The 21,343-nt window shown below is 72.0% G+C and carries 16 protein-coding genes; 8 read left to right on the forward strand and 8 right to left on the reverse strand.

Annotated elements, in window-relative coordinates:
* Position 1: 1 nt before the first annotated feature.
* Positions 2-1,606 (reverse strand): polyamine aminopropyltransferase, encoded by a 1,605-nt coding sequence (locus tag WMF39_RS15530; protein WP_437746284.1) that lies wholly within the window; start codon positions 1,604-1,606, stop codon positions 2-4.
* Positions 1,607-1,713: 107 nt separating this feature from the next.
* Between WMF39_RS15530 and WMF39_RS15535 the strand changes: the two genes are divergently transcribed.
* The 6 genes from WMF39_RS15535 (at position 1,714) to WMF39_RS15560 (ending at position 11,212) form a co-directional block, all read left to right on the forward strand.
* A complete protein-coding gene (locus WMF39_RS15535) occupies positions 1,714-3,186 on the forward strand; it encodes a DUF4178 domain-containing protein (RefSeq protein ID WP_437746285.1) in 1,473 nt (490 codons plus the stop codon).
* Between the two features lie 310 nt (positions 3,187-3,496).
* Entirely contained in the window at positions 3,497-3,805 is a 309-nt protein-coding gene (locus tag WMF39_RS15540) for a hypothetical protein (RefSeq protein ID WP_157906673.1), read from the forward strand.
* Between the two features lie 156 nt (positions 3,806-3,961).
* Positions 3,962-5,065 carry a hypothetical protein gene (locus WMF39_RS15545; RefSeq protein WP_437746286.1) on the forward strand — a complete coding sequence of 368 codons (1,104 nt, stop codon included), beginning with the start codon at positions 3,962-3,964 and terminating at the stop codon, positions 5,063-5,065.
* A complete protein-coding gene (locus WMF39_RS15550; protein ID WP_437746287.1) occupies positions 5,062-7,032 on the forward strand; it encodes a S8/S53 family peptidase in 1,971 nt (656 codons plus the stop codon). Before WMF39_RS15545 ends, WMF39_RS15550 begins: the two co-directional genes overlap by 4 nt.
* A 209-nt stretch (positions 7,033-7,241) precedes the next feature.
* Positions 7,242-9,605: an ATP-binding protein gene (locus WMF39_RS15555; RefSeq protein WP_437746288.1), complete on the forward strand. Its 2,364-nt coding sequence runs from the start codon at positions 7,242-7,244 to the stop codon at positions 9,603-9,605.
* On the forward strand, positions 9,602-11,212 hold the full coding sequence (locus WMF39_RS15560; protein WP_437746289.1) for a sigma-54-dependent transcriptional regulator: 1,611 nt from the start codon (positions 9,602-9,604) through the stop codon (positions 11,210-11,212). Before WMF39_RS15555 ends, WMF39_RS15560 begins: the two co-directional genes overlap by 4 nt.
* A gap of 48 nt (positions 11,213-11,260) precedes the next feature.
* Here the strand turns inward: WMF39_RS15560 and WMF39_RS15565 are convergent, their stop codons facing one another.
* From WMF39_RS15565 to WMF39_RS15590, 6 genes are all read right to left on the reverse strand, one after another.
* Positions 11,261-12,562 (reverse strand): UDP-glucose dehydrogenase family protein, encoded by a 1,302-nt coding sequence (locus tag WMF39_RS15565; RefSeq protein ID WP_437746290.1) that lies wholly within the window; start codon positions 12,560-12,562, stop codon positions 11,261-11,263.
* 183 nt (positions 12,563-12,745) lie between these two features.
* Positions 12,746-14,437, reverse strand: a complete 1,692-nt coding sequence (locus WMF39_RS15570; RefSeq protein WP_437746291.1) for a L,D-transpeptidase — start codon at positions 14,435-14,437, stop codon at positions 12,746-12,748.
* Between the two features lie 77 nt (positions 14,438-14,514).
* Positions 14,515-15,912 (reverse strand): hypothetical protein, encoded by a 1,398-nt coding sequence (locus WMF39_RS15575; RefSeq protein ID WP_437746292.1) that lies wholly within the window; start codon positions 15,910-15,912, stop codon positions 14,515-14,517.
* Positions 15,913-16,044: 132 nt separating this feature from the next.
* Positions 16,045-16,449 carry a hypothetical protein gene (locus WMF39_RS15580; protein ID WP_437746293.1) on the reverse strand — a complete coding sequence of 135 codons (405 nt, stop codon included), beginning with the start codon at positions 16,447-16,449 and terminating at the stop codon, positions 16,045-16,047.
* 148 nt (positions 16,450-16,597) lie between these two features.
* Positions 16,598-17,356: a CDP-alcohol phosphatidyltransferase family protein gene (locus tag WMF39_RS15585; protein WP_437746294.1), complete on the reverse strand. Its 759-nt coding sequence runs from the start codon at positions 17,354-17,356 to the stop codon at positions 16,598-16,600.
* A gap of 88 nt (positions 17,357-17,444) precedes the next feature.
* Complete coding sequence (locus WMF39_RS15590) at positions 17,445-18,641, reverse strand: serine/threonine-protein kinase (protein ID WP_437746295.1); 1,197 nt, start codon at positions 18,639-18,641, stop codon at positions 17,445-17,447.
* A gap of 75 nt (positions 18,642-18,716) precedes the next feature.
* On the opposite strand from WMF39_RS15590, the gene WMF39_RS15595 reads away from it, so the two are divergent.
* Entirely contained in the window at positions 18,717-19,454 is a 738-nt protein-coding gene (locus WMF39_RS15595; protein ID WP_437746296.1) for a 2TM domain-containing protein, read from the forward strand.
* Positions 19,455-19,548: 94 nt separating this feature from the next.
* Positions 19,549-19,905: a hypothetical protein gene (locus WMF39_RS15600; protein WP_437746297.1), complete on the forward strand. Its 357-nt coding sequence runs from the start codon at positions 19,549-19,551 to the stop codon at positions 19,903-19,905.
* A 5-nt stretch (positions 19,906-19,910) separates the two neighbouring features.
* Here WMF39_RS15600 and WMF39_RS15605 read toward each other — a convergent pair whose 3' ends face one another.
* Positions 19,911-21,152, reverse strand: a complete 1,242-nt coding sequence (locus WMF39_RS15605) for a hypothetical protein (protein ID WP_437746298.1) — start codon at positions 21,150-21,152, stop codon at positions 19,911-19,913.
* Between the last annotated feature and the right edge of the window lie 191 nt (positions 21,153-21,343).

Raw genomic sequence — 21,343 nt, forward strand, 5'->3', positions numbered from 1 at the left:
ATCACCGGGTCCACTCGGCCCACTCGCGCGTGTACACGGAGACGAGCTTCTGGTCGTTCAGCCGGTTGATCGGCGCCTCGACGCGGCCCAGATCGCGGGGGAACCGGAAGAGCTCCGGCAGGCCGCTCGAGTCGAGGTAGCGGAGCCTCGACGGATCGATCCGGAGGGCGCCGGGCGCGGCGAGCCCCTCGCCGCCCGCCAGGATGAAGCCCCACTCGCCGAAGCTCGGCACGTAGACGTGGAGCGGCGCGGTCTTGAAGCCGGCCGCCTCGAGCGTCGTCACGACGCACCAGAACGACTCGCGCGCGTAGTGGGGCGACGTCGCCTGGACGACGGCGAGCCCGCGCATGGAGAGCCGCTGCCGGAGCAGGTGATAGAAGGCGTCGGTGTACAGCTTGCCGACGGCGTAGTTGCCGGGATCGGGGAAGTCGACGATCGCGAGATCGAACGACTCGGTCGACTCCTCGAGGTACTTGAACGCATCCTCGTTGCGGACGGCCACGCGCGGGTCGCGCAGCGAGCCCTGGTTCAGGTCCGCGGCGAGCGGCAGATCGCGGAAGGCGCCGGTGACCGCGCCGTCGAGGTCGACGAGCAGGATCTGCTCGACCGACGGGTAACGGAGCAGCTCGCGCGCGGCGAGCCCGTCGCCGCCGCCGAGGATCAGCGCGCGCCGCGGCTCGCGCCCCAGCGCGGCGACGGCCGGGTGCACGAGCACCTCGTGGTACCGATGCTCGTCGTCCGACGAGAACTGGAGGTTGCCGTTGAGGAAGAGGCGCGTCGTGCGCGGGCTCCTCGTGATGACGAGGCGCTGGTACGGAGACTGCGCCGTGTAGACGATGGGCGCCCCGAAATAGAGCGCCTCCGAGCGCTCGACGAACCGCGAGACGAGCGCGAAGGCGACCCCGAGCCCGGCGATCACGATCAGGCAGAGCGCCCGCAGCCGGACGACGACGGCGCGATCGAGCGGGAACAGGAACGTGCTCGTCAGCGCGACGGCCGCGTTGAGCACGCCGAAGAACAGGCTCGTCTGGTGGATCCCGAGGCGCGGCAGGAGGAGCGAGGGGAAGAGCAGGCTCGCGGCCAGCGCGCCGATGTAGTCGAGCGTGAGCACGCGCGCGACGAGCCGCTTGAGATCCAGCGAGAAGTTGAGCAGCCGGATGAGCAGCGGGATCTCTAGCCCCACGAGCATCCCGATGAGCAGCACGAGCGAGTAGAGCAGCGCGCGGAACGACCCGAGCGCGGTGTAGACCCGGAAGAGCATCGGCGCGGAGAGCCCCCCGACGAGCGCGAGGCCGAGCTCGATCTCGACGAAGCGCTCGAGGAGCCGGCTCTCGATGTACTGGGAGAGGTACGAGCCGATCCCCATCGCGAACAGGTAGAGGCCGATGACGAAGCTGAACTGCGTCACCGAGTCGCCGAGGACGTAGCTCGCGAGCGTGCCGGTGATGAGCTCGTAGACGAGCCCCGACGTGGCGATGACGAACACGCTCGCGAGGAGCGCCGGGTGCACGAGCCGGGGCAGCGGCTGCGCCGCGGGGAAGGGCGCCGGGGCGTCCCCGGGAGGGGCGCCCCGAGCTCCCGCAGGGCTCTCCTCGGTGGCCGGCATCGGCGCGGTCCTAGCACCGCTCGCGCTGGACCACAGCCTGTTCGGGCTCGCCGGCGCACCTGAAACGCTTCCTCTTTCGTCGTCGAGGCTTCTAGTATGGTGCTCGCGTGAGCACGCCCTTCGACCGAGCAGCCGCGTGCCCCTCCTGCGGCGCGCCGATCACGTTTCGCTTCGCGGGCGCGACGGCGCAGGTGTGCAAGCACTGCAAGTTCGTCGTCGCGCGCACCGATCGGGACCTCCGCGCCGTCGGGCGCGTCGCCGACTTGGTCGAGATTCCCACGCCCCTCCAGCTCGGCGTCACCGGGCGCTGGGGCAACGAGCCGTTCGTGGTCGACGGCCGCGTCCAGCTCGATCGGGCCAGCGCGCCGGGCGCGCCCTGGCAGGAGATCTTCATCGCGTTCCCGGCCAGCGGCCGCTGGACGTGGGTCGCGTTCGCCCAGGGGCGCTGGTACGCCACCACCGAGGCGCCGCTCCCGCTGAACGGGCTGCCGCAGTGGAGCTCCCTCCAGCCGGGCGGCCGTGTCCACCTCGAGGGGCACGGCATGTTCACCGTCGTCGAGGTCGGCCGCCGGCGCGTGATCTCGGCCGAAGGAGAGATGCCCCACGTCGCCGCGCCGGGCGTGGTGACGGGCTTCGTCGACATCGCGGGGCCGAGGGGCGAGTTCGGGACGCTCGACTACGGCGACGGGCGGACGATCCCGCCGAAGCTCTACCTGGGCCGGCAGATCGACCCGGCCATCATGAAGCTCGACACCGGGGCCCCTGTGGACCAGCCCACGGCGCAGGTGTCGGCCGTCGTGTGCCCGAGCTGCGGCGGCAACCTGCCGCTCGCCGCGCCCGGCACCACGGAGCGCATCGTCTGCCGGTACTGCGGTACTGCGAGCGACCTCACGAAGGGCGCGCTCGTCGCGCTCGGCCAGGTCCCCAGGCCGCCCATGGAGCCGTACGTCCCGCTCGGCGCCGAGGGCCAGCTCCGCGGCATGCGCGTGCTCTGCATCGGCTTCGTCATCCGCGGCTGCACCGTGGAGGGCGAGCGTTACCGCTGGCGCGAGTACCTGCTCTACGGCGGACCGAGCATTGGCTACCTGTGGCTCATGGAAGAGGACGGGGCGTGGCAGCTCGTGACGCCTCTCTCGCCCGGCGAGGTCCAGCCGATGGGCTCGACGGCGAGCTATCAAGGGCGGACGTATGCGCTCAAGCAGAGCGTCCACGCCGAGGTGGAATACGTCATCGGCGAGTTCTACTGGAAGGTCGAGATCGGCGAGGCCGTGCAGGCCACGGAGTACCAGGGCGAGGGCGGCAAGGTCAGCATCGAGCAGGCCCCGACCGAGGTGAGCGTGTCGTTCTGCTCACCGCTTCCAGGGAAGGAGCTCGCCGCCGCCTTCCACCTGCCACCCCCGCCGAGCCCCTCGTTCGGCGACGGGACGGGCGCCGGAGCCGGCCGGATCGTCGTCATCGTCGTCGTCCTGATCGTCGTCCTCCTCATTCTCATCGCGCTCAGCGACTGCGGTGGGGGCGGCGGCGGCGTCATCTTCATTCCGAGCGGGGGGGGCAGCCCGAGCTTCGGCGGCGGGAAGTGATCCAGCTCCACTGCTCGATTCGGCTGCGTATGAAATGAACGGCCTGTGCCGGTGCGTCCTTTGCGATCCCGGCTGGTGTCGAGTCGGGCACGAGCAGCACTGGACATGTCTATGTCCACCTCCGTGGAAAGGCGACATCGCGTCGAGCGGAGCGGTCGGATTCGGGCAGATGATGGTCGGTTTCGGGTATCGCCCCGCTCCGGCCGCCGCTGGCGATCGAGTAATTTCAATGGCTTACACGCTGGCCCGCGGCGGCCCGTGACGTGCAATGTGCCGTTCGACGCCGGCGGTGGACCGGCGGCGGAGGCCCATGCAAACGGTGAATTCGATCGACCCGCACGCACAGCTGCGCGCGCTCTACATCTCCCTGCTCCGAAACCAGGAGCACTTCGATGAGTTCAAGCAGCTGCTCGCCCTCTACGTCGTCGCGCCCGAGGCAGATGAGGAGCCGGTGGACGCGGCCAGGATCCGCGCGCAGCTCAACGGCCGCATCCGCTCCTGGATCGGCGGCTTCTTCGATGGGCTGAGCGCCTCCCAGGTGCTCCAGTGGCGCGCGATCGTGGTCGAGGAGCGCTTCAACGTGTGCCTGTCGCCCTGGAAGGAGTCGAACGTCTATTGATGCCGCGGCGCAGGCGACAGGCGGGGTTGCACCGCCATCGGCGTACGTCTCACCGGCGCGGCTCTGCCCCGGTGCCATCTACCGGCGCCCGGAGCGCGCCGCGCACCGCGAGCGCCGAGCCCGGCGCGCCGCGCCGGGCGAGGGAGGTGCCCGCGCATGGATGACGCCCTCTGGGTGGACGAGCTCTACAAGGCGTTCTGGCGGACCCTCCCCGGGATGCTGCACGCCGACGCGCAGGGGCTGGCCTACACGCTCGGCCTGTCGCCGTCGCGCGACGTGCCCTGGAGCGCCGTGTTCAGCAACGAGATCACGCTGGCCGCGCCCGCGCTGCTCGCGGAGGCCATGCCGGGCGTCCGCGGGGCCACGGTGCAGGACGCGCTCCTCGCGCACCTGCTCGCCGTCATCGAGGCGTTCGGCACCGATCGCATCAAGGACAAGCAGGTCCGCCCGACCTGGCAGCTCGAGGCCATCCTGGCGCACGCTCGGCGGGCGCGCGACGAGGCGCTCCGCCGCGTCGCGCCAGGGGTCGACGACCCGGCCATCGATTTCGCGCGCGCGGACGACGCGACGCTGTTCGCCATCGAGACCGAGCGCAGCCTCCTCGCGAGCGGCGGGCCCGCCGGCTTCAGCCGCTATTACGCGCTCTCCCTCGGCAAGCAGAGCGTCGGCTTCCCGGCGTCGATCGCCCTCGCGCACGCCGCCGGCTGGACGGCCGAGCGGCGCGAGGTGCTCGCGCGGCTGCTGTCGTCGGTGTGGCTCGGGCTGCAGCTCCACGACGATGTCATGGACTGGCAGGACGACTACCAGCGCGGCGGCGCCTGGGCCGTCGTCCTGGCCTCGGAGCTCCGATCGCGCGCGCACGGAGAGCCCCGGGCCGAGGAGCGCGATCGGGAGCGCGCCTCGGAGCCGCGCCACCGCGGCGCGGTCGCGTACGGACCGCTCGGCACGCCGCCCTGGGGGATCGCGGTGACGCCGAAGGCGCAGAGCGAGCCGCCGACCCCCGACGCGCCCTCGTCCTTGCTCCCCGTCCGCCGGATGGTCCTCGAGTCCGGCGTCCTCGCGGCGATGCTCGACGGCGAGCGCCGGTGCTTCCGCGCCGCGCGGCGGCGCGCCGCGGTGCTCGGCGCTCGCCGCGTCGCGGCCTGGGCGGAGGGGAGGGAGGGGCAAGCCCAGGAGCTCGCGCGGTGCGAGGCCGAGAGCCCCGGCTTCGCCAACCGCGCCCACGCGCTCAACGCCTGGGCCAAGGCCGTGCTGGCATGAGCCGCGGCCGCGGCGCGGCCGCGCGAGGGGGGGCGGGCTCTCCGGAGGAGGGGTCCGCGCGCGCGCGTCCGGCGCCCGGTCGCAAGAGCGCGCCGCCCCCGGCGTCGTCCGCCACGCCCAGGGCGCGCCCGCGGCGCCCGCCGTGGGACTTCGGCTATGCCCCGGTCCCCACCGCCGCCGGCGACGACGACGATGGTCCCCTCGACGTCGTCGTCGCCTCGCGGTGCCCCGTCGCGCCCGACGCGGTCGCCGCGGCGCTCGGGGCGCGCTGGTCTGGCGTCGCGGTCGAGCGCGTCATCGAACGGACGCCCATCTTCTGGCTCCGCGCCCGGTCCCCCGACCCCGGGCGGCGCGCCGACGTCGCCGCGGCGCTCTCGGCCGCGGCGCTGCCGGTGCGCTACGTCGCGTCGGCCCGGCGCCCGAGCGCCGCCGTCGCCCCGCGCTTCGACGCGGCCGCCGGCGCCGCGGCGCGGCCGGAGGGGTGGACCGCGCGCCGCGCGTCGGTCGAGGACGAGCCCGTCACCCCCGGCCGCTGGTTCCTGCGCGACGAGGGCGGCGGGATCGGGGTCGATCGCCGCCGCTGCGGGGGCGGCGCCGGGACGCGCCTCGGGGTCATCGACGACGACGCGTGGACGGCCGACGAGCTCGGCCTCGAGCGCGAGGTGCTCGTCATGATGGAGCAGCCGCCGCGCAGCCAGGCGCACGGCGCGTTCATGGTCGCGTGGGCCGTGGGGGGCCGTCGCCCCGGCGGGTTCCGCGGCGTCGCGCCGGACGCGTCGCCCCGGCTCTACCTGATCCCGAAGCCTGGATCGTGCATCCTCGCCCTGCCGGTCGCGATCGTCCGGGCGGTCAGCGACGGCGCCGACGTCGTTGTGTGCGCCGCGTACGTCGAGGGCTCGACGACGCCCATGCTCGACGACGCGCTCGAGTTCGCCGCCCGCCTCGGGCGCCGCGGCCGGGGCTGCCCTGTCGTGTTCCCCACGGGCCGTGAGGCCTCGAGCCCTCCCGAGTCGCTGCACGCGAGCTTCTCGCTCGGGTTCGGCGAGCCCGCGAGCGACCCGCGCGTGTTCTGCGTCGGCCCGGGCGCCCGCGGCGACGGGTGGTTCCTCTGGCGGGACCGGCGGGGGCGCAGCCGCCCCTTCGCCAACCGCGGCCCGGCGGTGCGGTGGCTCGCGCCAGGGGACGACATCAGCTGCCCGCTGCCGTCCGCGTCCAGCGCGACCCCCGCGCTCGAGCGGCTCTGCCATGCCGAGTCGAGCGGGGCCTCGGCCCTCGCCGCGGGCTCGCTGCTCCTCGTCCTGTCGCAGAACCCGTCGCTCCGCCTGCCCGAGCTCGACGCCCTCGTGATGCGCACGCTCGCCCCGGTGCCTCCCGCGGCGCCCGCGTCGGCCGAGCCGATCGCCGACCCGTGGGACGTGCTCCCCGACGGGCGCGATCGCGACGGCCACAACGCCAAGCACGGCTACGGCCGCATCGACGCCGGTCGAGCCTGCCTCGCCGCCGGAGATCCGATCGCGCTCGCGCTGGTGTCCGTCGGCGAGGACGGCGCCGCGCGCATCTGGCACGACGCCCGCGCCGAGGGGCCGCTCGTCCGCCGCCTGTACTCGCGCCGCCTCGCGCGCTGGGCGGTCCGGGCGCTGCTCGCCGACCCGAGCCTCTGCCACGGCGTCTGCGCGCTCGTGCGCCACGCCCGCCTCACCGCGGGCGACCCGCGGCGCCGGCGCGCCCACGGCGCGGGCGCCGTGCTGCGGCAGCTCTCGCTCGTCGTCCGCGCCCTCGCCGCGAGCCGCGCGGCGCCGCCGCCCTCGCCGCGCGTGCGCGACGAAATCACCGCCCTGCTCGACCGGCTCGAGCGATCGGCGACCGACGCCGCCGCCGTCGCCTACGTCGAGTCGCGCTTCGGAGCGCTGGCGGACGTCGTGTTCGCGGATGCCACGGACGGCGACGCGCACGAGGGCGCCGCCTGAGCGCGCTGCCGTCCCGCCGCGGGGTGATCCCGCTCTCATCTCGACGGGAAAACGTAATGATAATTGCGTAGTAGCGCCGCTGGGGCGCCGGGATCGCGGGTGACGGGCGCGTTGCGCCCCGTCCGGCGCGCGAGCCCCGTTGGTTCACCCGGAGTTCCAGCGTATCGTGAACGGCTGGCGGCGCAATTTGCGCGCCGTCGGCTCTCCCGATGCCAGCTATCGAGAATCGCCGTTGGCTCCTCGCGGTGGTCGTCCTCGCGGCGCTCGTGCTGGGCGGCTCGGGGATGAGGAGCGCTCTGAGCTGGTACGAGCGCCCGTTCCCTGGCGTGCTCGTCGATCCGGACGGCGTGGTCTCGAGCGTGGGCCTGCCGTCCTGGGAGGGCTTCCAGAAGGGCCTCCGGTACCCGGATCGCGTCGTCGAGGTCGACGGCTGGCGCCTCGAGAGCACCGCGGGGCGCTACCGCGCGAGCGCCTGGGACGCCGCGGTCGAGCGGGCGGCGCGCGAGGGGCACCGCTCGGTGCACGCCCGCGTCGAGACGGCGGAGGGGCTGCGCGACGTCGAGCTCTCCCTCGTCCCCTTCGACGCGCTCGCCTGGTGGTTCTACGCCGGCGGGCTGATGGTCGTCGCCTCGCTCTACGTGGGCGCCGCGCTCATCGCCCTCAGCGCGAGCCCCCACGGCAAGCTCGCCCGCGCCTTCGCGAGCGCCGCGCTGTTCGCCGCGCTCTTCCAGTTCGCGCTGTTCGACTACCACAGCTCGCGCCACCTCGTCCCGTTCTTCCACGTCGCCTACGCGCTCGTCCCGATGAGCTTCTTCACGCTGGCGCTGCGGCTGCCGGACGACGTCCCGCTCATCGCGCGCTACCCCGTCTTCGCGCGGATCGCGCACGGGCTCGGTGGCCTGCTCGCCGCCGCGCTGCTCGCCTCGCACGCCATGGGCTGGACCACCGTCGCGCTCCGGAGCGTCTGCGCGATCCTGTTCGTGGCGTCGTTCTTCTTCTTCGCGACCACGCTGATCCTCCGCTTCGCCGCGGCGGAGGGCGATCGCCGCCGCACGCTGCGCGCGCTGCTCCTCGCGATGGCGCCGCCGCACGTGGTGATCGCCCTCGGCTTCATGCTCGCCATGCTCGGCGCCCCGGCGTCGACGCTCGCGTGGTTCGCGATCCCCGCGCTCGCCCTCACGCCCGTCTCGAGCGTCGTCGCGTTCATCCGCTACGACCTCTGGGGGAGCCGCGCGCTCCTGTCGCGCCCGCTCACGCGCGTCATCATCGCCTGCATGATGGTCGCGCTCACGGTGATCCTCTGCTCCGCGTGCGCGGGGTACGCCGGCCTCCCGCTGCTCGGCGCGATCAAGGTCGCGGCGCCGGCCGCCGTCGTCAGCGCGGCGCTCGTCGTGTCCGCGCTCGGCGCCGGCGATCGGAAGCTCTTCCCGGCGCGCGCGGAGTACAAGCCCACCGTCGAGCAGCTCAGCGAGGAGCTGACGCTCGTCGCCGATCCCGACGAGGTCGCCTTCGCGGTCGAGCGCACGGTGGCGCGCTGGCTCTCCTGCGAGCGCGTCACCTTCCGTCGCATCGCGGTCGACGCGGCCGACGGCGCGGGCGCGGGCAGCGCCGGCGCCGCGCCCGGCGAGCCGGCGCCGAGGGCGGACGAGTCGAGCGGCGAGCGGGTCATCGAGGTCGAGCCCTCCAAGGCGAGCGCGAGCGCGAGCGAGCTCTCGCTGACCGTCATGTTCCGCGGCCGGCTGCTCGGCGTCCTCGAGGTGGGCAAGAAGCGCGGCGGCGCCCTGTTCACCAGCGAAGATCTCGATCTGCTCCGCACGATCGGCAACCAGGCCGCGCTCGCCATGGCGCACGCCCACAGCTACGCGGAGCTGGAGCGGCGGCGGCGGGAGCAGGCCGCCGCGTGGCGCGACGAGCGCGCGGCGCTCATCGAGACGCTCGCGGCCGAGATCACCCACGAGGTGCGCTACCCGATCAACTTCTTCCGCTCCGTGTTCAAGCGCGGATCGAAGAACCAGAGCCTGGACGCCGAGGAGGTCGACATCGGCTGCGAGGAGGTCGAGCGCCTCGAGCGCCTCGTGATGGGGCTGCGCCGGGTGACGCACAGGAAGCTCGAGCGCCGCCGCCTCGCGGTCGAGGAGCTGGTCAGCCGGGCGGAGATGCTCCTGCGCGATCAGCTCGGCAAGCGGCGGATCGAGGCGCGCGTGAGCGCTGGATCGAGGCTCCGCTGCGATCCCGATCAGGCCACGCAGGTGCTCGTCAACCTCCTCTCGAACGGCCTCGACGCGGCCGGCGACAAGGGGACGATCGGGGTCGTCTGGGAGACCACCGAGAGCGGCGCCGAGCTCGTCGTGTGGGACACGGGGCCCGGCATCTCGGGGGACGCGTCGCGCCTCTTCGCGCCCTGGTACACGACGAAGCCCCGCGGGACCGGGCTCGGGCTCGCCATCACGCACCGCATCGTCCGGGCCCACGGGTGGTTGATCGAGCCCGAGCGGCGCGACGGCACGACGCGGTTCGTGATCTCGATCCCCGCCGCCGACGTCTCCATGACCGCGGAGGACGAGGTCGCGTGAAGATCCTGATCGTCGATGATCAGCGGAGCGGCCGCCGCACGCTGCGGCAGATCCTGGCCGCGCTCGACGAGGTCGAGGTGCTCGAGGCGGTCGGCCTGGACGACGCGATGGCGGTCGTGGAGCGGAGCGCGCCGGACCTCCTGCTCCTCGACGTGCGCCTGTCGGACGATCCGCGCGACCGCGGCGGCCTGGAGATCCTGCGGCGGGTGCGGGCCTCGGGGCGGAGCACGCCGGCGCTGATGGTCACGTCGGTCAGCGAGCTCTCCGAGATCCGGGAGGCCATGCGGCTCGGCGCGCAGGACTACGTGCTGAAGGATGAGCTCTGCCCGGAGATGCTCCTGCCGATCATCGAGGGGCAGCGCGAGCGGCTGCTCCTGAAGGGCGAGGTGGTGCGGCTCCGCGAGCGGGTCGACCGCACGTTCGGCACGAAGGCGCTCCTCGGCTCGTCCGCGGGGATGGAGCGCGTCCGCCGGATCATCGAGCGGGTCGCCGAGTCGAGCAAGACGGTGCTCATCCGCGGCGAGACCGGCAGCGGCAAGGAGATGGTCGCCCGCGCGCTGCATGAGATGAGCTCGCGCCGCGGCGAGCCGTTCGTCGCGGTCAACTGCTCGGCGCTGCCGGGGACGCTCATCGAGTCGCTCATCTTCGGGCACGAGCGCGGCGCCTTCACCGGCGCCGAGAAGCGCATGCGCGGCCAGCTCGAGCTCGCGGGCGCGGGCACCATCCTGCTCGACGAGATCGCCGAGATGCCCGGCGAGCTCCAGGCGAAGCTCCTCCGCGTCGTCGAGGATCGCCGCTTCCGCCCCCTCGGCGCCGAGTCGGAGATCCCGCTGCGCGCCCGCGTCCTCGCCGCGACCCACGTCGACCTGGAGAAGCGCATCAGCGAGGGGCGCTTCCGGGAGGACCTTTTCTACCGGCTCAACGTCGTCACGGTGCACGTCCCGTCGCTGGCCGAGCGCGACGCCGATCTCATCGAGCTCCTGCTCGCGTTCAGCGCGGAGCTCCCGCGCAAGCTGCGTTACACCGACGACGCGATCGCATGGCTGGTCCGGCGGCCCTGGCCCGGCAACGTGCGTGAGCTCCGGAACGTCGTCGAGCGGCTGGGGCTGCTCGCGGACGACGATCTCATCGACGTCCCCACGCTCGAGGAGCTCGCGCGCGAACGGCCGGTCGTGGACGCCACCGCGGAGATCGACCGGCTGGCGCGCGCCCTGCTCGCGCTGCCCGAGCGGCTGGGATCGAAGCTCCGGGTGATCGAGCGCGCCGTCCTGCACCACGCGATCGAGAGCTGCGGCGGCAACAAGGCGGCCGCGGCGCGGCTCATCGGCGTCGATCGGAAGATGCTCGAGCGGCGCTGGGACCGGCACACCGGCGAGGAGCCGCCGAGCAGCCGGCGGATGTCGATGCCGACGCCGATGGCCGCGCGCCACCTCGGCGAGGAGCCGCCGAGCAGCCGGCGGCACACGCCCGCGAACGGGACGCGGCACCTCGGCGAGGAGCTGCCGGGCAACCGCATCCACGCGCCGGCGAGCTCGCCGCGGTACGTCGGCGAGGAAGCGCCCAGCACCCGCCGCCAGGTGCCGCCGCCAGACCACGACGACGCCTGAGGGGCGCGGCGCCGGTGGCGTGCCGCGCCGCGCTACCGGCGTCGGGCGCTACTTCCTGCCGATGCCCGTGTAGACGAACCCCATGCCGCGGAGCTCGTCCGGCTCCCAGATGTTGCGCCCGTCGAAGAGCGTCGGGGAGCTCAGGATGCGCTTCAGCCGGTGGAAGTCCGGGCGCCGGTACTCGTGCCACTCGGTGACGACGACCAGCGCGTCCGCGCCCTCGGCCGCGCCGTACATGCCGTCGCTCAGGAGGATGCGGCTCCCGTAGATGGCGCGCACGTTCGGCATCGCCTGCGGGTCGTGCGCCTGGACCGTCGCGCCCGCCTCGAGCAGCGCGTCGATGAGCGTGAGCGCCGGCGCCTCGCGGATGTCGTCCGTCTGCGGCTTGAACGCGAGCCCCCAGACAGCGATCGTCTTCCCCTTCAGCGCGCCGTCGAAGTAGGCGCTCACCTTGCTAGCGAGCAGCCGCTTCTGCCGCGCGTTGATCCGCTCGGTCGCCCGGACGATCTCCAGATCGTGCCCGACGGAGCCCGCGGTGTAGAGGATGGCCGAGAGGTCCTTGGGGAAGCACGACCCGCCGAACCCCGGGCCGGCGAACAGGAACTTCGTGCCGATGCGCGGGTCGGCCCCGACGCCCTTGCGCACGAGCTCGATGTCCGCGCCGAGCTTCTCCGCGAGCACGGCCAGATCGTTCATGAACGAGATGCGCGACGCGAGCAGCGCGTTGGCGGCGTACTTGGTGAGCTCGGCCGAGCGCGCGTCCATGAGCTGGATGCGGTCGCTCGCCCGCACGAACGGGTTGTAGAGGTGGCGCAGGATCTCGCGCGCCTTCGGGTCGTCCGAGCCGATGATCACGCGGTCGGGCTTCATGAAGTCGTTGACCGCGTCACCCTCCTTGAGAAACTCCGGGTTCGACGCGACCGCGAACGGCTGGGTGGCGTTCGCGCCGATGATCTGCCGGAGCCGGTCCGCCGTGCCGACGGGGACCGTGCTCTTCGTGGCGATCACTTTGAAATTGTTCAGGTTCTTGCCGATCGTCTCGCCGACGGCCTCGACGGCGGAGAGGTCGGCGGAGCCGTCGTCCGCCTGGGGCGTACCGACGGCGATGAAGACGATCTCGGCGTCGCGGATGGCGCTGGCGACGTCGGTGGAGAACCGGAGCCTGCCGTCGCGGGTGTTCTTTGCGATCAGCACGTCGAGGCCGGGCTCGTAGATCGGCACCTCTCCGCGCTTCAGCATCTCGATCTTGGCAGCGGACACGTCGACGCACGCCACGTCATTCCCGAAATCCGCGAACCCCGCGCCGGCGACGAGGCCGACATACCCTGTTCCCACGACGGCAAGCTGCATGGGCGGGACGCTACCACGACCCCGGCGCCGTTCGAGCCGGCAGTCGCACGGCGTGTGACCTCCGATCGATCTGTCCCGCTCCTCTCGCGTGCGAGCGCGCCGAGCGTTCGTGCTGCCCTTGCCCTGCCTGAGCCGAGGGGCTGCCGGGCGCGTGGTGGTCGTGGCGCCGTGGCGCCGCGCGGCTCAGGGGTGGACGAACACCACGGTGCCGGTCAGCGAGCGCGCTGCGCCGTGCCATCCCGGCGGGACGGCCGGCTCGGTCCAGAAGAACAGGCGGCGGGCGTCCTCTGGAGACAGGTTGATGCAGCCGTGGCTCTTGGGCCGGCCGAACTTGTCGTGCCAGTACGCGCCGTGCAGCGCATACCCCTCCTCGAAGTACTGCACGTAAGGCACGTCGCGCAGCTCGAACTCCTCACCGACGGTGTCCGAGTCCATGGTGCTCGTGACGAACTTCGTGTGGATACGGAAGATCCCGCGCTTGGTCGCGGTGCTGGACTCGTGGTCATCGAGCCCCGCCTCGCCGCTCGAGATCAGCGTCGCATAGACGGGCTTCGTGCCCTCGTAGGCGACGAGCACCTGCTTCGTGATGTTGACGTCGAGCCACTTCTCGCCGTTCTTGCCCCAGGCAGGCATCTTCTTGGCAGGGTCGATTCGGCCGGCGTGGCGGTCGTCGACCCAGTCGCCGTCCTTCGTCTCGTAGTGCAGCTTGCCGCCGAAGAACTGCTGTTTGCCGGTGAGGGGCACGGCGGAGCGCCACTCGAGCTCTCCGCCGTCGACGAGCTTCTTGCCCTCGACGCGCCATCGCTTGCCCCCGGCGCGGCGCACGAGCGCGAACGGGAAGTCGACGTCCTTGCCGATCTCGACGCCGTGGAACTCGGAGCCGCGGATGGGGCGGAACCTGTCGGCCGGGACGACGCGCAGATCGGTGGTGACGTTGTAGCGCCGGCCCTCGTGGAGGAACGACTCGAGGAAGGCCATCCCGTTGCGCCGCGAGACCTCGTCGATCTTCACGGCGTCATCGGTCTTGATGAGGCCGGAGAGGTTGGGGGCGCGCCCGCCGTCGCGCAGGTACCAGGGGATCTCGCGATCGGTGATGCGCTGCGCGAGCGCGTCGAGCGCGGGCGGGGCGGGCTCGGCGCTCCATTTGAGCCAGACGTCGAGGCCGTAGGTGGCGCCGCTCTCCTCGTCCTTGGCCCAGCGATCGAGGTGCTTCTTGAGGCTCGGCTCGAAGCGCGCGAGATCGTCCGCGGTCGGGATGCGCGCGTAGGCGGGGCCGCCGCGCGTGACGGTCCCGTACATGTACGGGAGCTTGTGGGTGACGTCGGGGCGGCGGGCCGCGGCGCGGACGATCTCGTCGTCGAGGTCGAGCGTCGCGTCGGGGCCGACGCACACGTAGCCGAACGGCTTGACCTTGCGGAAGCCCCCGGGGCAGCCGGACGTGCCGGCGGGCTCGGGATCCATCTCCACGACCGCGCCGGCGCGCAGGAAGCCGACGGGCTTCGCGTCGGCGCTGGGCCGCGCAAGGACGCGGGTGAGCATCGAGGTGCTGGCGAGCCGCGGGCGGCCCTCGGGGATCGGCGCCGGCGGGGTGGCGACGCCGCCGAGCGAGACGATGGGCGGGCCCTCGGGCAGGCCGGGCGGCGGCTCATCCTCGGCCGGGGCGGGGGAGGCGACGGCCGCGGGGGAAGCGAGGGCGGCGACGGAGGCGCCCTGGGCCTTCTGGCTTCCGGCGGCGCCGGGGAGCTCGATGGGCGCGTCGGCGGCGCTCCCGGAGCGCCCGCAGGCCGAGAGGGACGCGGCGAGCGCGAGGAGCGCGAGCGCATGGTGGCTCGCCGCGAGCGTGGCTGCGGCGCGCGTTCGAGGCGGCGTGTCCATGGCGCGCCGACCGTAGTGCACAGGAGGGGGAGGAGGGCCAGTTTTCGGCAGTCGGCTGGAGGTGGGCTCTCGGCGCCTCACCTCGGATCAGGCGCCGAGAGCCGCCCTCGACGCGCCTCGACGTCGGCGACGGCGGCCGCGCCGTCGCGCACGATCAGGGTGAACGGATACCGCTCTTCACCTCTCGTGTCGGGATCGTAGGCCCCGGTGGGCAGCGCGGTCACCACGAGCGTTCGTTTCCCGTCCGCCGCGAGCTTCATCTCCGCGGAGCCGGACGACAGGTCCAGGATCTCGCCGTCCGAGTCGGGCGTCAGACCGGGGACGGCCTGGACGACGAAGCGGCGCCTCGCGTCGTCGGGCGCCTCGAGCGACACCCGGAGCGATCGTGGCGTGTCCGCTCCTGCCGAGAGCTCGATATAGCTGGTGCCGAGCAACATCGGCGCGCGCTCGCGGACGTCGATCCTGCCCGGCCTGGCCTCGACCTGGGCTGCCAGCGAGAGCTTCGCCGCCGCGAGGTTCTGAAGGCCGCCCGCGAAGTGCCGGAAATGGCGATCGTCGATGTGATCGCCGGTGTACCAGCGCCAGCGCGCGAGCTCGGGGACGGCCTCGACATAGCTCATGCCCGCCGCCTCTCGGAGCATCGCGTCGAGCGCATCGACGAAGTCAGGCTCGTTGGGCTGCGCGCCGTCGCCTGTGGCGGGGGCGTCGCGCGCCCCGAGCCACATGCGCGAGACGAACTTCGGATCGCCGTCGAAGAACCGATCTTTGACGTAGAGAAGCACCATGGAGGCGCCGTACATGGACCATGTCTCGTAATGGTCGTTGTGGTCGATCGCCCATTCCGGGTGCCTCTGGAAATCGGCCAGGCCGTCGCTCGTATAGCGATCCGCGCGGACCTGGTCGAGGAACGTCGCCGACATCTCGAAGATGACGGGGCTTTCGCTCCAGTCGTCCGCGGCCTGCGAGGCGTGCGCCATCTCGTGCACCACGGTCTCCTCGAGAGCGGAGCCGCCGTAAGGCCCCCACGGATCGACGATCATGTACGGGTGCCGGTCGTCCCATGAGGTCGACGGCTCGCCTCCGAGGACGTCGACGAGGCAGCTGCGGTGGCCTCTCCACACGAACACATCGAACGCGTCGTCCGGCCCGCACTCTCCGCCATCGCCGATGGGCGGGCGCATGCCGATCTGGCGCACATGATAGTCCCAGCCCTCCTCGATGAACGCGAGGACCTGGCGCGCGGTGTCGCGCTCTTCGGCCTTGTAATGGTGCACGAGCACGGGGAGGGTCGAGGATCGAAGGGAGAAAGGGAACATCTCCTCGAAGTCGGCTCGCCCACAGATGCTCTCGCCTTCCGGCAAAGGGTGCTTGTACTCCGACGGTGTGGCCGGGGTCATGTCATCGCCCTCTGTGCCGCAGCCGACGGGCCCGAGGCCGAGGGTGAAGCAAGCCAGCCAGGGAAGGGATCTCCGCATCGAGGCGCTTTAACCGAGCCTCCGGGGAGCTTGCAAGGAGCGGCTGCCAGCATGGCCGCGCGGCGCGCGCAGCGGAGCAGCACCCGGCTGCGTGCGTGCCAAGGGTGCTGCCTTCGAACCTCTGCTGTAGTACTAGGCGGACTGGTCGAGTTCTCGCAGGACGTCGCGGAGCGCCTGGGCCTCGGCACGCTCGAGGATCACGGGCGCCGACAGGGGCGTGGGCGCGTGGTCGCGAAACTCCACGGGCTGGAAGGCGGCGAGCGCGCCGGACGCGGTGTAGGCGAGATCCAGGCGCACCGCGGAGGTGTCCGGGTCGCCATCCCCGTCCAGGGCGAAGGGGAGCTTCGCGATGGCGGCGAAGTCCCGCCTCTCCAGGGCGGCGGTGAGCGCTCCGATCGGGCAGGTGAAGTAGCGGAAGCCTTCTTCCACCTTCTCACCCGTGGACGTGTACACGAACTCGCTCAGGATCAGCCATTTGCGACGGGTGGCGAAGCGAGGATCGGCGCGCAGGAAGTCGGACAGATCTTGGATCTCCATCGTGCGTTCATACCGCAACCGGGCCCAGGATCTCCACCAGTCCGTCGGGGCGGATCATGCTGTTCGGTCATCGCACACACGAACGCAGGGTGGTCGTCTTGACGCACTCGCCCTAGGACATGGCCCTACGGTGGGGGACGAAGAGGGGCTACGACCGTCCGAACCTGAGCAGCAGCCCGAGCCAGCCCTTCGCCAGGTAGAGGAGGTTGATCAGCACATACATCCAGAAGAACACGTCGAGCCGGTCCGCGAGCGCGAACGCCCAGATGTGGCTCGGGTAGTGGTTCAGGAAGCGCAGGAACGTCATCACGAGCGCCGCCGCCCGGGCGGCGGGCGACCGGGGCCGCTCCTCCGTGGCGGTCTCGTAATAGGCGGAGACCGAGGTCTCCTTGCCGCTGATCTCCGGGCGGCGGACGAAGTTCGTCAGCGAGATCGCCGAGGCGATCACCGCGACCCCGACGACGCCGGCGAGCAGGAAGCGCGGATCTCCGCCGGGCCAGCGGCCGCCGTCCAGCCCGAGGCCGCCGGCGCTGAAGAGGCGCATCGAGAGCGCGCCCGAGAGGAGCACCGCCTTGAGCTCGTCCGTGAAGAAGTCGAAGAGGTGGCCCTCCTTCGACGCGAGCTGCTTGTGGCGCGCCAGCATCCCGTCGGCGCAGTCGAGCAGGTAGCTCAGCTCGAGCACGGCGATGGCGACGAGGCCCCCCGCCGCCGTGGGCAGCGCGACGAGCAGCGCCGCCGCGACGACGAACACGGCGAGGTTGAGCAGCGTCACCTGGTTCGGCGTGATCGCGGTCCGCGCGAGGAGCGCGACCACGCCGCCGGCGAGCGGGCGCATCAGGTAGGTGTTGAAGAGCTGATCGTGCTTCTTCCGCGTGGCCAGGTAGATTCGCTTCGCTTCGCCGAGCATGGCCGGCGCATCCTAGCCGAGCGGCTCCCGTCTTGCTCGGGCGGCAGCGGCGCTTTCGCCCCGGCTGGCGGACCCGCCCACCGCCAGGTCAGCGCCGCGCCGGGCGCGAGGCGGGCGCGCCCGCGTCCAGCGGCTCGTCGCTCCAGTCGATGGCGATCGAGTCCTCCTTCGCGGCCTCGGGGCGCACCCACTCCTTGGTGATGGAGCCGCCGCTCACGGGCGGCTCGTCGCTCCAGTCGACGGCGATGCCATCGAGGGAGATCGACACGCTCGCGGGGTGCACCGGGATCGTGGGGGGCCCGCCCTCGTCCGTGGCGCCCCGGGGCGACGGCTGCTCTCGCAGCGTGATCGCGTCCGGAGCGAGCGCGTGCGCGAACCGCGACGCGCGCGGCGGCGGCTCGCTGCGCAGGAGGGCGCGCACGTCCTCCAGCATCTGGCGCGCGTCGGGGTAGCGCTGGTCGCGGTCGAAGGCGAGCGCGCGATCGACGACGAGGCACACGTCGCGCGGCGCGTGCGGCGCGCGCTGCGCGAGCGGCGGCGCCGGCTCCCTGCCCATCTTCAGCAGGAGGTCGAAGTCGGTGCTCGCCTCGTGGACATGGCGGCCGGCGATCAGCCGGAACATGGTGGCGCCGACCGCGAAGAGGTCGGCGCGGGTGTCGATGTCGCGGCCCTTCGCCTGCTCCGGCGGCATGTAGGGCGTCGTGCCGAGCACCAGGCCCATCCGCGTGAGCTCCCCCTGGAGGCTGGAGTCCTGGCGGATCCGCGCGAGCCCGAAATCGAGGACCTTGATGCGCGGGACGCCGCCGTGCGCGGGCGTGTCCGCTGCGCCGTCGCCGACGACGTACAGGTTGGGCGGCTTGATGTCGCGGTGGATGATCCCCTGCGCGTGCGCCGCGGCGAGCGTGTCGAGCACCTGCGCGGTGAAGCGGAGCACCTCGGCCAGCGGGAGGCCCCCGAGGCGGCGCTCGCGCTCGGCGAGCGACTCGCCCTCGAGGAGCTCCATCACCAGGAAAGGCGCCCCGTCCTCGGCGACGTCGATGTCGCGGATCTCGACGGCGCCAGGGTGGCGGAAGCGGTTCGCGGCCTGGGCCTCGCGCTCGAACCGGTCGCAGATCTCCTTCGATTTCGCGGCCTGCGGGTGCAGGATCTTGAGCGCGTCCCGGCGGCCGATCCGGTGGACGCCGACGTAGACGGCGGCCATGCCGCCGGCGCCGAGCAGCCGCTCCAGCGTCCACTTGTTGCGGATCGTGGTCCCCACGCGTTGTGAGGCGGTTTCGCTGCTCATGGGATCCTTGCCTTCATGGAAGCGGCGCGGCCGCACGCGGTCAAGCGTATGCTCCCCGCGGTCGCGAGGAGAGCGATGGTGAAACCGGGCAAGCCGAGCGGGCGGCAGTACACCGAGGCCGAGGTGCGGGCCATCCTGGAGCGCGCCCTCCGGGATGCGCAGACGCGCGACGTGAGCCATGACGAGCTGGTCGCGGCGGCCGAGGAGATCGGCATCTCCCGGGGCGCGATCGAGGCCGCGTCGCGCGACATCGATCATGTCCGGGGCGAGGAGGCGGCGCGCGAGGCCATCCTCGCGCGCCGGCGCAAGGGGTTCCGCACGCACCTGTTCTCGTTCCTCCTCGTGCAAGCGTTCCTCTTCGCGGTGAACGCGCTCACGGACGGGCCGTGGTGGTTCTTCTGGCCGCTGCTCGGGTGTGGCCTGGGGCTCGCCTTCCACGCGCTCGGCGCGCTCTCCAGCGACGTGTCCCCTCGGCAGATCCGCCGGGAGCTCGAGCGCAGCGCCGCGCAGGCGCGGAAAGAGCAGCACCGGCGGCTGCAGGAGCAGCGCCGGGCCGAGCGCCTCGAGCGCAAGCAGCGCCTCGAGCAGAGCGCGGCGGACCTCGGGCACGCCGTCGAGGAGGGGGTCGCGACGGTGCTCTCGCGGATCGCGCAGGAGATCCGCGGGAGCGCGCCGCCGCCGGCGCCGGCGCCGGTCGAAGACGCGCCGCGCAGGCGGCGGATCGCGCCGCTCGACGCGGACGAGGCCGAGTCGGAGGAGCTCGGCGAGGAAGAGGCGGATCGCGCGGCCCGGCGAGGCCGCGGCGGGCGCTGACGGCGCCGCACGGCTGGTGTGGCGGTAACCTTCGCGGCGCACTGCCATGTTGGGCCGGCCTGCCATGGAGCGTGGAGGCCGCCATTTCGTCCTCGTGATCGCACCGGACGCCGGCGTGGCCGACTGGGCGGCGGAGAACATCGACCTCGGCCTGGGCCTCGGCAACGTCGAGCCGCTGGTGCTCGGTCCGGCCGTCGTACCCGAGATCACCGACCCAGCCGACGCGGAGAAGGACACCGAGCTGGCGGTGCTTTCGGCGGTGGCGCACGGCAACGGGCCGAACGGGCTCACCGTGGTCCGGGCGGCGCTCGTTGCCTTTGGCCGGCTCGACCAGGAGCACGCCATGGTCTATTTTCAAGTCATCTGGAGCGGGTTGCGTGAGCCCATGCGCGCTCGTCATGGAGAGCGACACGGACTGGGCCGTGCTCCGCGCACCACGTCTCCTCAATAATCAGATCACGGGCGCTCGCGGAGGGTGAACTGCCCGCAGAGCATCTCTTTCTTGAAGCTCAGCTCGTCCAGGCCGACGGCAACCTCCAGGCCGGCCGATCTCGCGAGCTTGTTCATGTCGAACGCGACGAGCCGGATGTTGGAGGCGAAGCGCGCCACCTGGTCCAGCACGGCGTCCAGCAGGGCGTCGATGGTCTTGTTGAGCGACTTGCGGGCGAAGTCGAGCGGGCCCCAGCTCCCATCGAGCTTGATGTCGATGTCCGAGCGCTTCACGTCGAGGTGGATGGCCACCTTCGCGTCTCCGTCCAGGCGCTCTAACCTCACGACGGGCTTGAGCACGCACTCTCCTTCCAGCTTGATGGACTCGCCGATGCCGGCCACTTTCCCCGAGACCTTGGCGTACGCCTTGACGCGGAGCGTGCACGTGGCCTTGCCCTCGGAGATCTCGAGGTTGGGGGAATAGACGGTCGCCTTCACCTCGGCTTCGCCCGAGAAGACCGAGTAGCTGGCCTTCTCCTTCTCCTTCCAGGAGGGATCCTGGACGAGCCCCTCGAAGGCCACGTTGATGGCGTCCTCGCGGACGACGAGGCGCACGCGACCCGCCCCCTCGGCCATCTCCAGGTCCGTGCGCGGGATCGCCATTCCAGGTGCCGTGGCCTGGTTCCCGCCGAAGACCCGTGCATACCCGTTGATCTGATCGTCCTCCACCTGCGCGCTGATCAAGGTCGCCCGGATGTCGCCGAGCCCCTGCGTCAGCTCGGGGATCAGGAGGCGCTCAAGCCACTTGACCAGCGCCGGCACCACCACTTTGTCGAGCACCTGGGTCGCGACAGGATCCACCTGGCCCTGCGTGGTGGCCACGGCCTTGTCCACCTTCATGATCAGCCGCGGACCGGCCACAACGCACGTCGCCAGGATGTCGGCCCTGGCGATGAACTCCACCTTGCGGTCCGGGAAGGTGAGGGCGAGTCGGATCGTCTCCACCGTGCAGAGCGTGTTGGACCTGCCGGCCTGGACCTGGGGCGGAAGCGGCGCCAGGTTGAGCCTCGGCGACTCCGGGATGGAGTACAGATAGCTCACGCCGAGCTCCGGCAGCGTGCCCTCCTGCTCGAAGTACTCGTCGTAGCGCCGGTAGTAGTAGTCGACAACGAACTGCATCAGCGACTCGTCGGCTGCGAGGTACACGGCTTCGGTGCGCTGGGGCTGGATGTTGGGGAGCTTCACTTCGGCGGTGGTGGGGGTAGGCATCGAGGTTCTCCTCTCGGGTGGGAGAGAGGCCTTCCGTGCGCCTCGCTCCGGCAGCATGAGCGGTCTCGGGGTGCGTCTCACCCCGCACTCCGCGCGCTTCACTACTTCATCCGAAAGGTCAGAAAGGAACCCGACAGGCATCTGTCGATTTCTTTCGTCGAGCGCTCGCCCAGGTCGCCGCGGGCCTTCGC

Source organism: Sorangium sp. So ce1504 (genome assembly GCF_051521635.1).
In the GTDB taxonomy this organism is placed as follows: Bacteria; Myxococcota_A; Polyangia; order Polyangiales; family Polyangiaceae; genus Sorangium; species Sorangium cellulosum_B.

What these genes read in the sequence shown, in the direction of transcription:
- WMF39_RS15530 (WP_437746284.1), bottom strand. Translation starts at nt 1,606, where the DNA reads ATGCCGGCCACCGAGGAGAGCCCTGCGGGAGCTCGGGGCGCCCCTCCC.
- WMF39_RS15540 (WP_157906673.1), top strand. Translation starts at nt 3,497, where the DNA reads ATGCAAACGGTGAATTCGATCGACCCGCACGCACAGCTGCGCGCGCTC.
- WMF39_RS15545 (WP_437746286.1), top strand. Translation starts at nt 3,962, where the DNA reads ATGGATGACGCCCTCTGGGTGGACGAGCTCTACAAGGCGTTCTGGCGG.
- WMF39_RS15550 (WP_437746287.1), top strand. Translation starts at nt 5,062, where the DNA reads ATGAGCCGCGGCCGCGGCGCGGCCGCGCGAGGGGGGGCGGGCTCTCCG.
- WMF39_RS15555 (WP_437746288.1), top strand. Translation starts at nt 7,242, where the DNA reads ATGCCAGCTATCGAGAATCGCCGTTGGCTCCTCGCGGTGGTCGTCCTC.
- WMF39_RS15565 (WP_437746290.1), bottom strand. Translation starts at nt 12,562, where the DNA reads ATGCAGCTTGCCGTCGTGGGAACAGGGTATGTCGGCCTCGTCGCCGGC.
- WMF39_RS15570 (WP_437746291.1), bottom strand. Translation starts at nt 14,437, where the DNA reads ATGGACACGCCGCCTCGAACGCGCGCCGCAGCCACGCTCGCGGCGAGC.
- WMF39_RS15575 (WP_437746292.1), bottom strand. Translation starts at nt 15,912, where the DNA reads ATGCGGAGATCCCTTCCCTGGCTGGCTTGCTTCACCCTCGGCCTCGGG.
- WMF39_RS15580 (WP_437746293.1), bottom strand. Translation starts at nt 16,449, where the DNA reads ATGGAGATCCAAGATCTGTCCGACTTCCTGCGCGCCGATCCTCGCTTC.
- WMF39_RS15585 (WP_437746294.1), bottom strand. Translation starts at nt 17,356, where the DNA reads ATGCTCGGCGAAGCGAAGCGAATCTACCTGGCCACGCGGAAGAAGCAC.
- WMF39_RS15590 (WP_437746295.1), bottom strand. Translation starts at nt 18,641, where the DNA reads ATGAGCAGCGAAACCGCCTCACAACGCGTGGGGACCACGATCCGCAAC.
- WMF39_RS15595 (WP_437746296.1), top strand. Translation starts at nt 18,717, where the DNA reads ATGGTGAAACCGGGCAAGCCGAGCGGGCGGCAGTACACCGAGGCCGAG.
- WMF39_RS15605 (WP_437746298.1), bottom strand. Translation starts at nt 21,152, where the DNA reads ATGCCTACCCCCACCACCGCCGAAGTGAAGCTCCCCAACATCCAGCCC.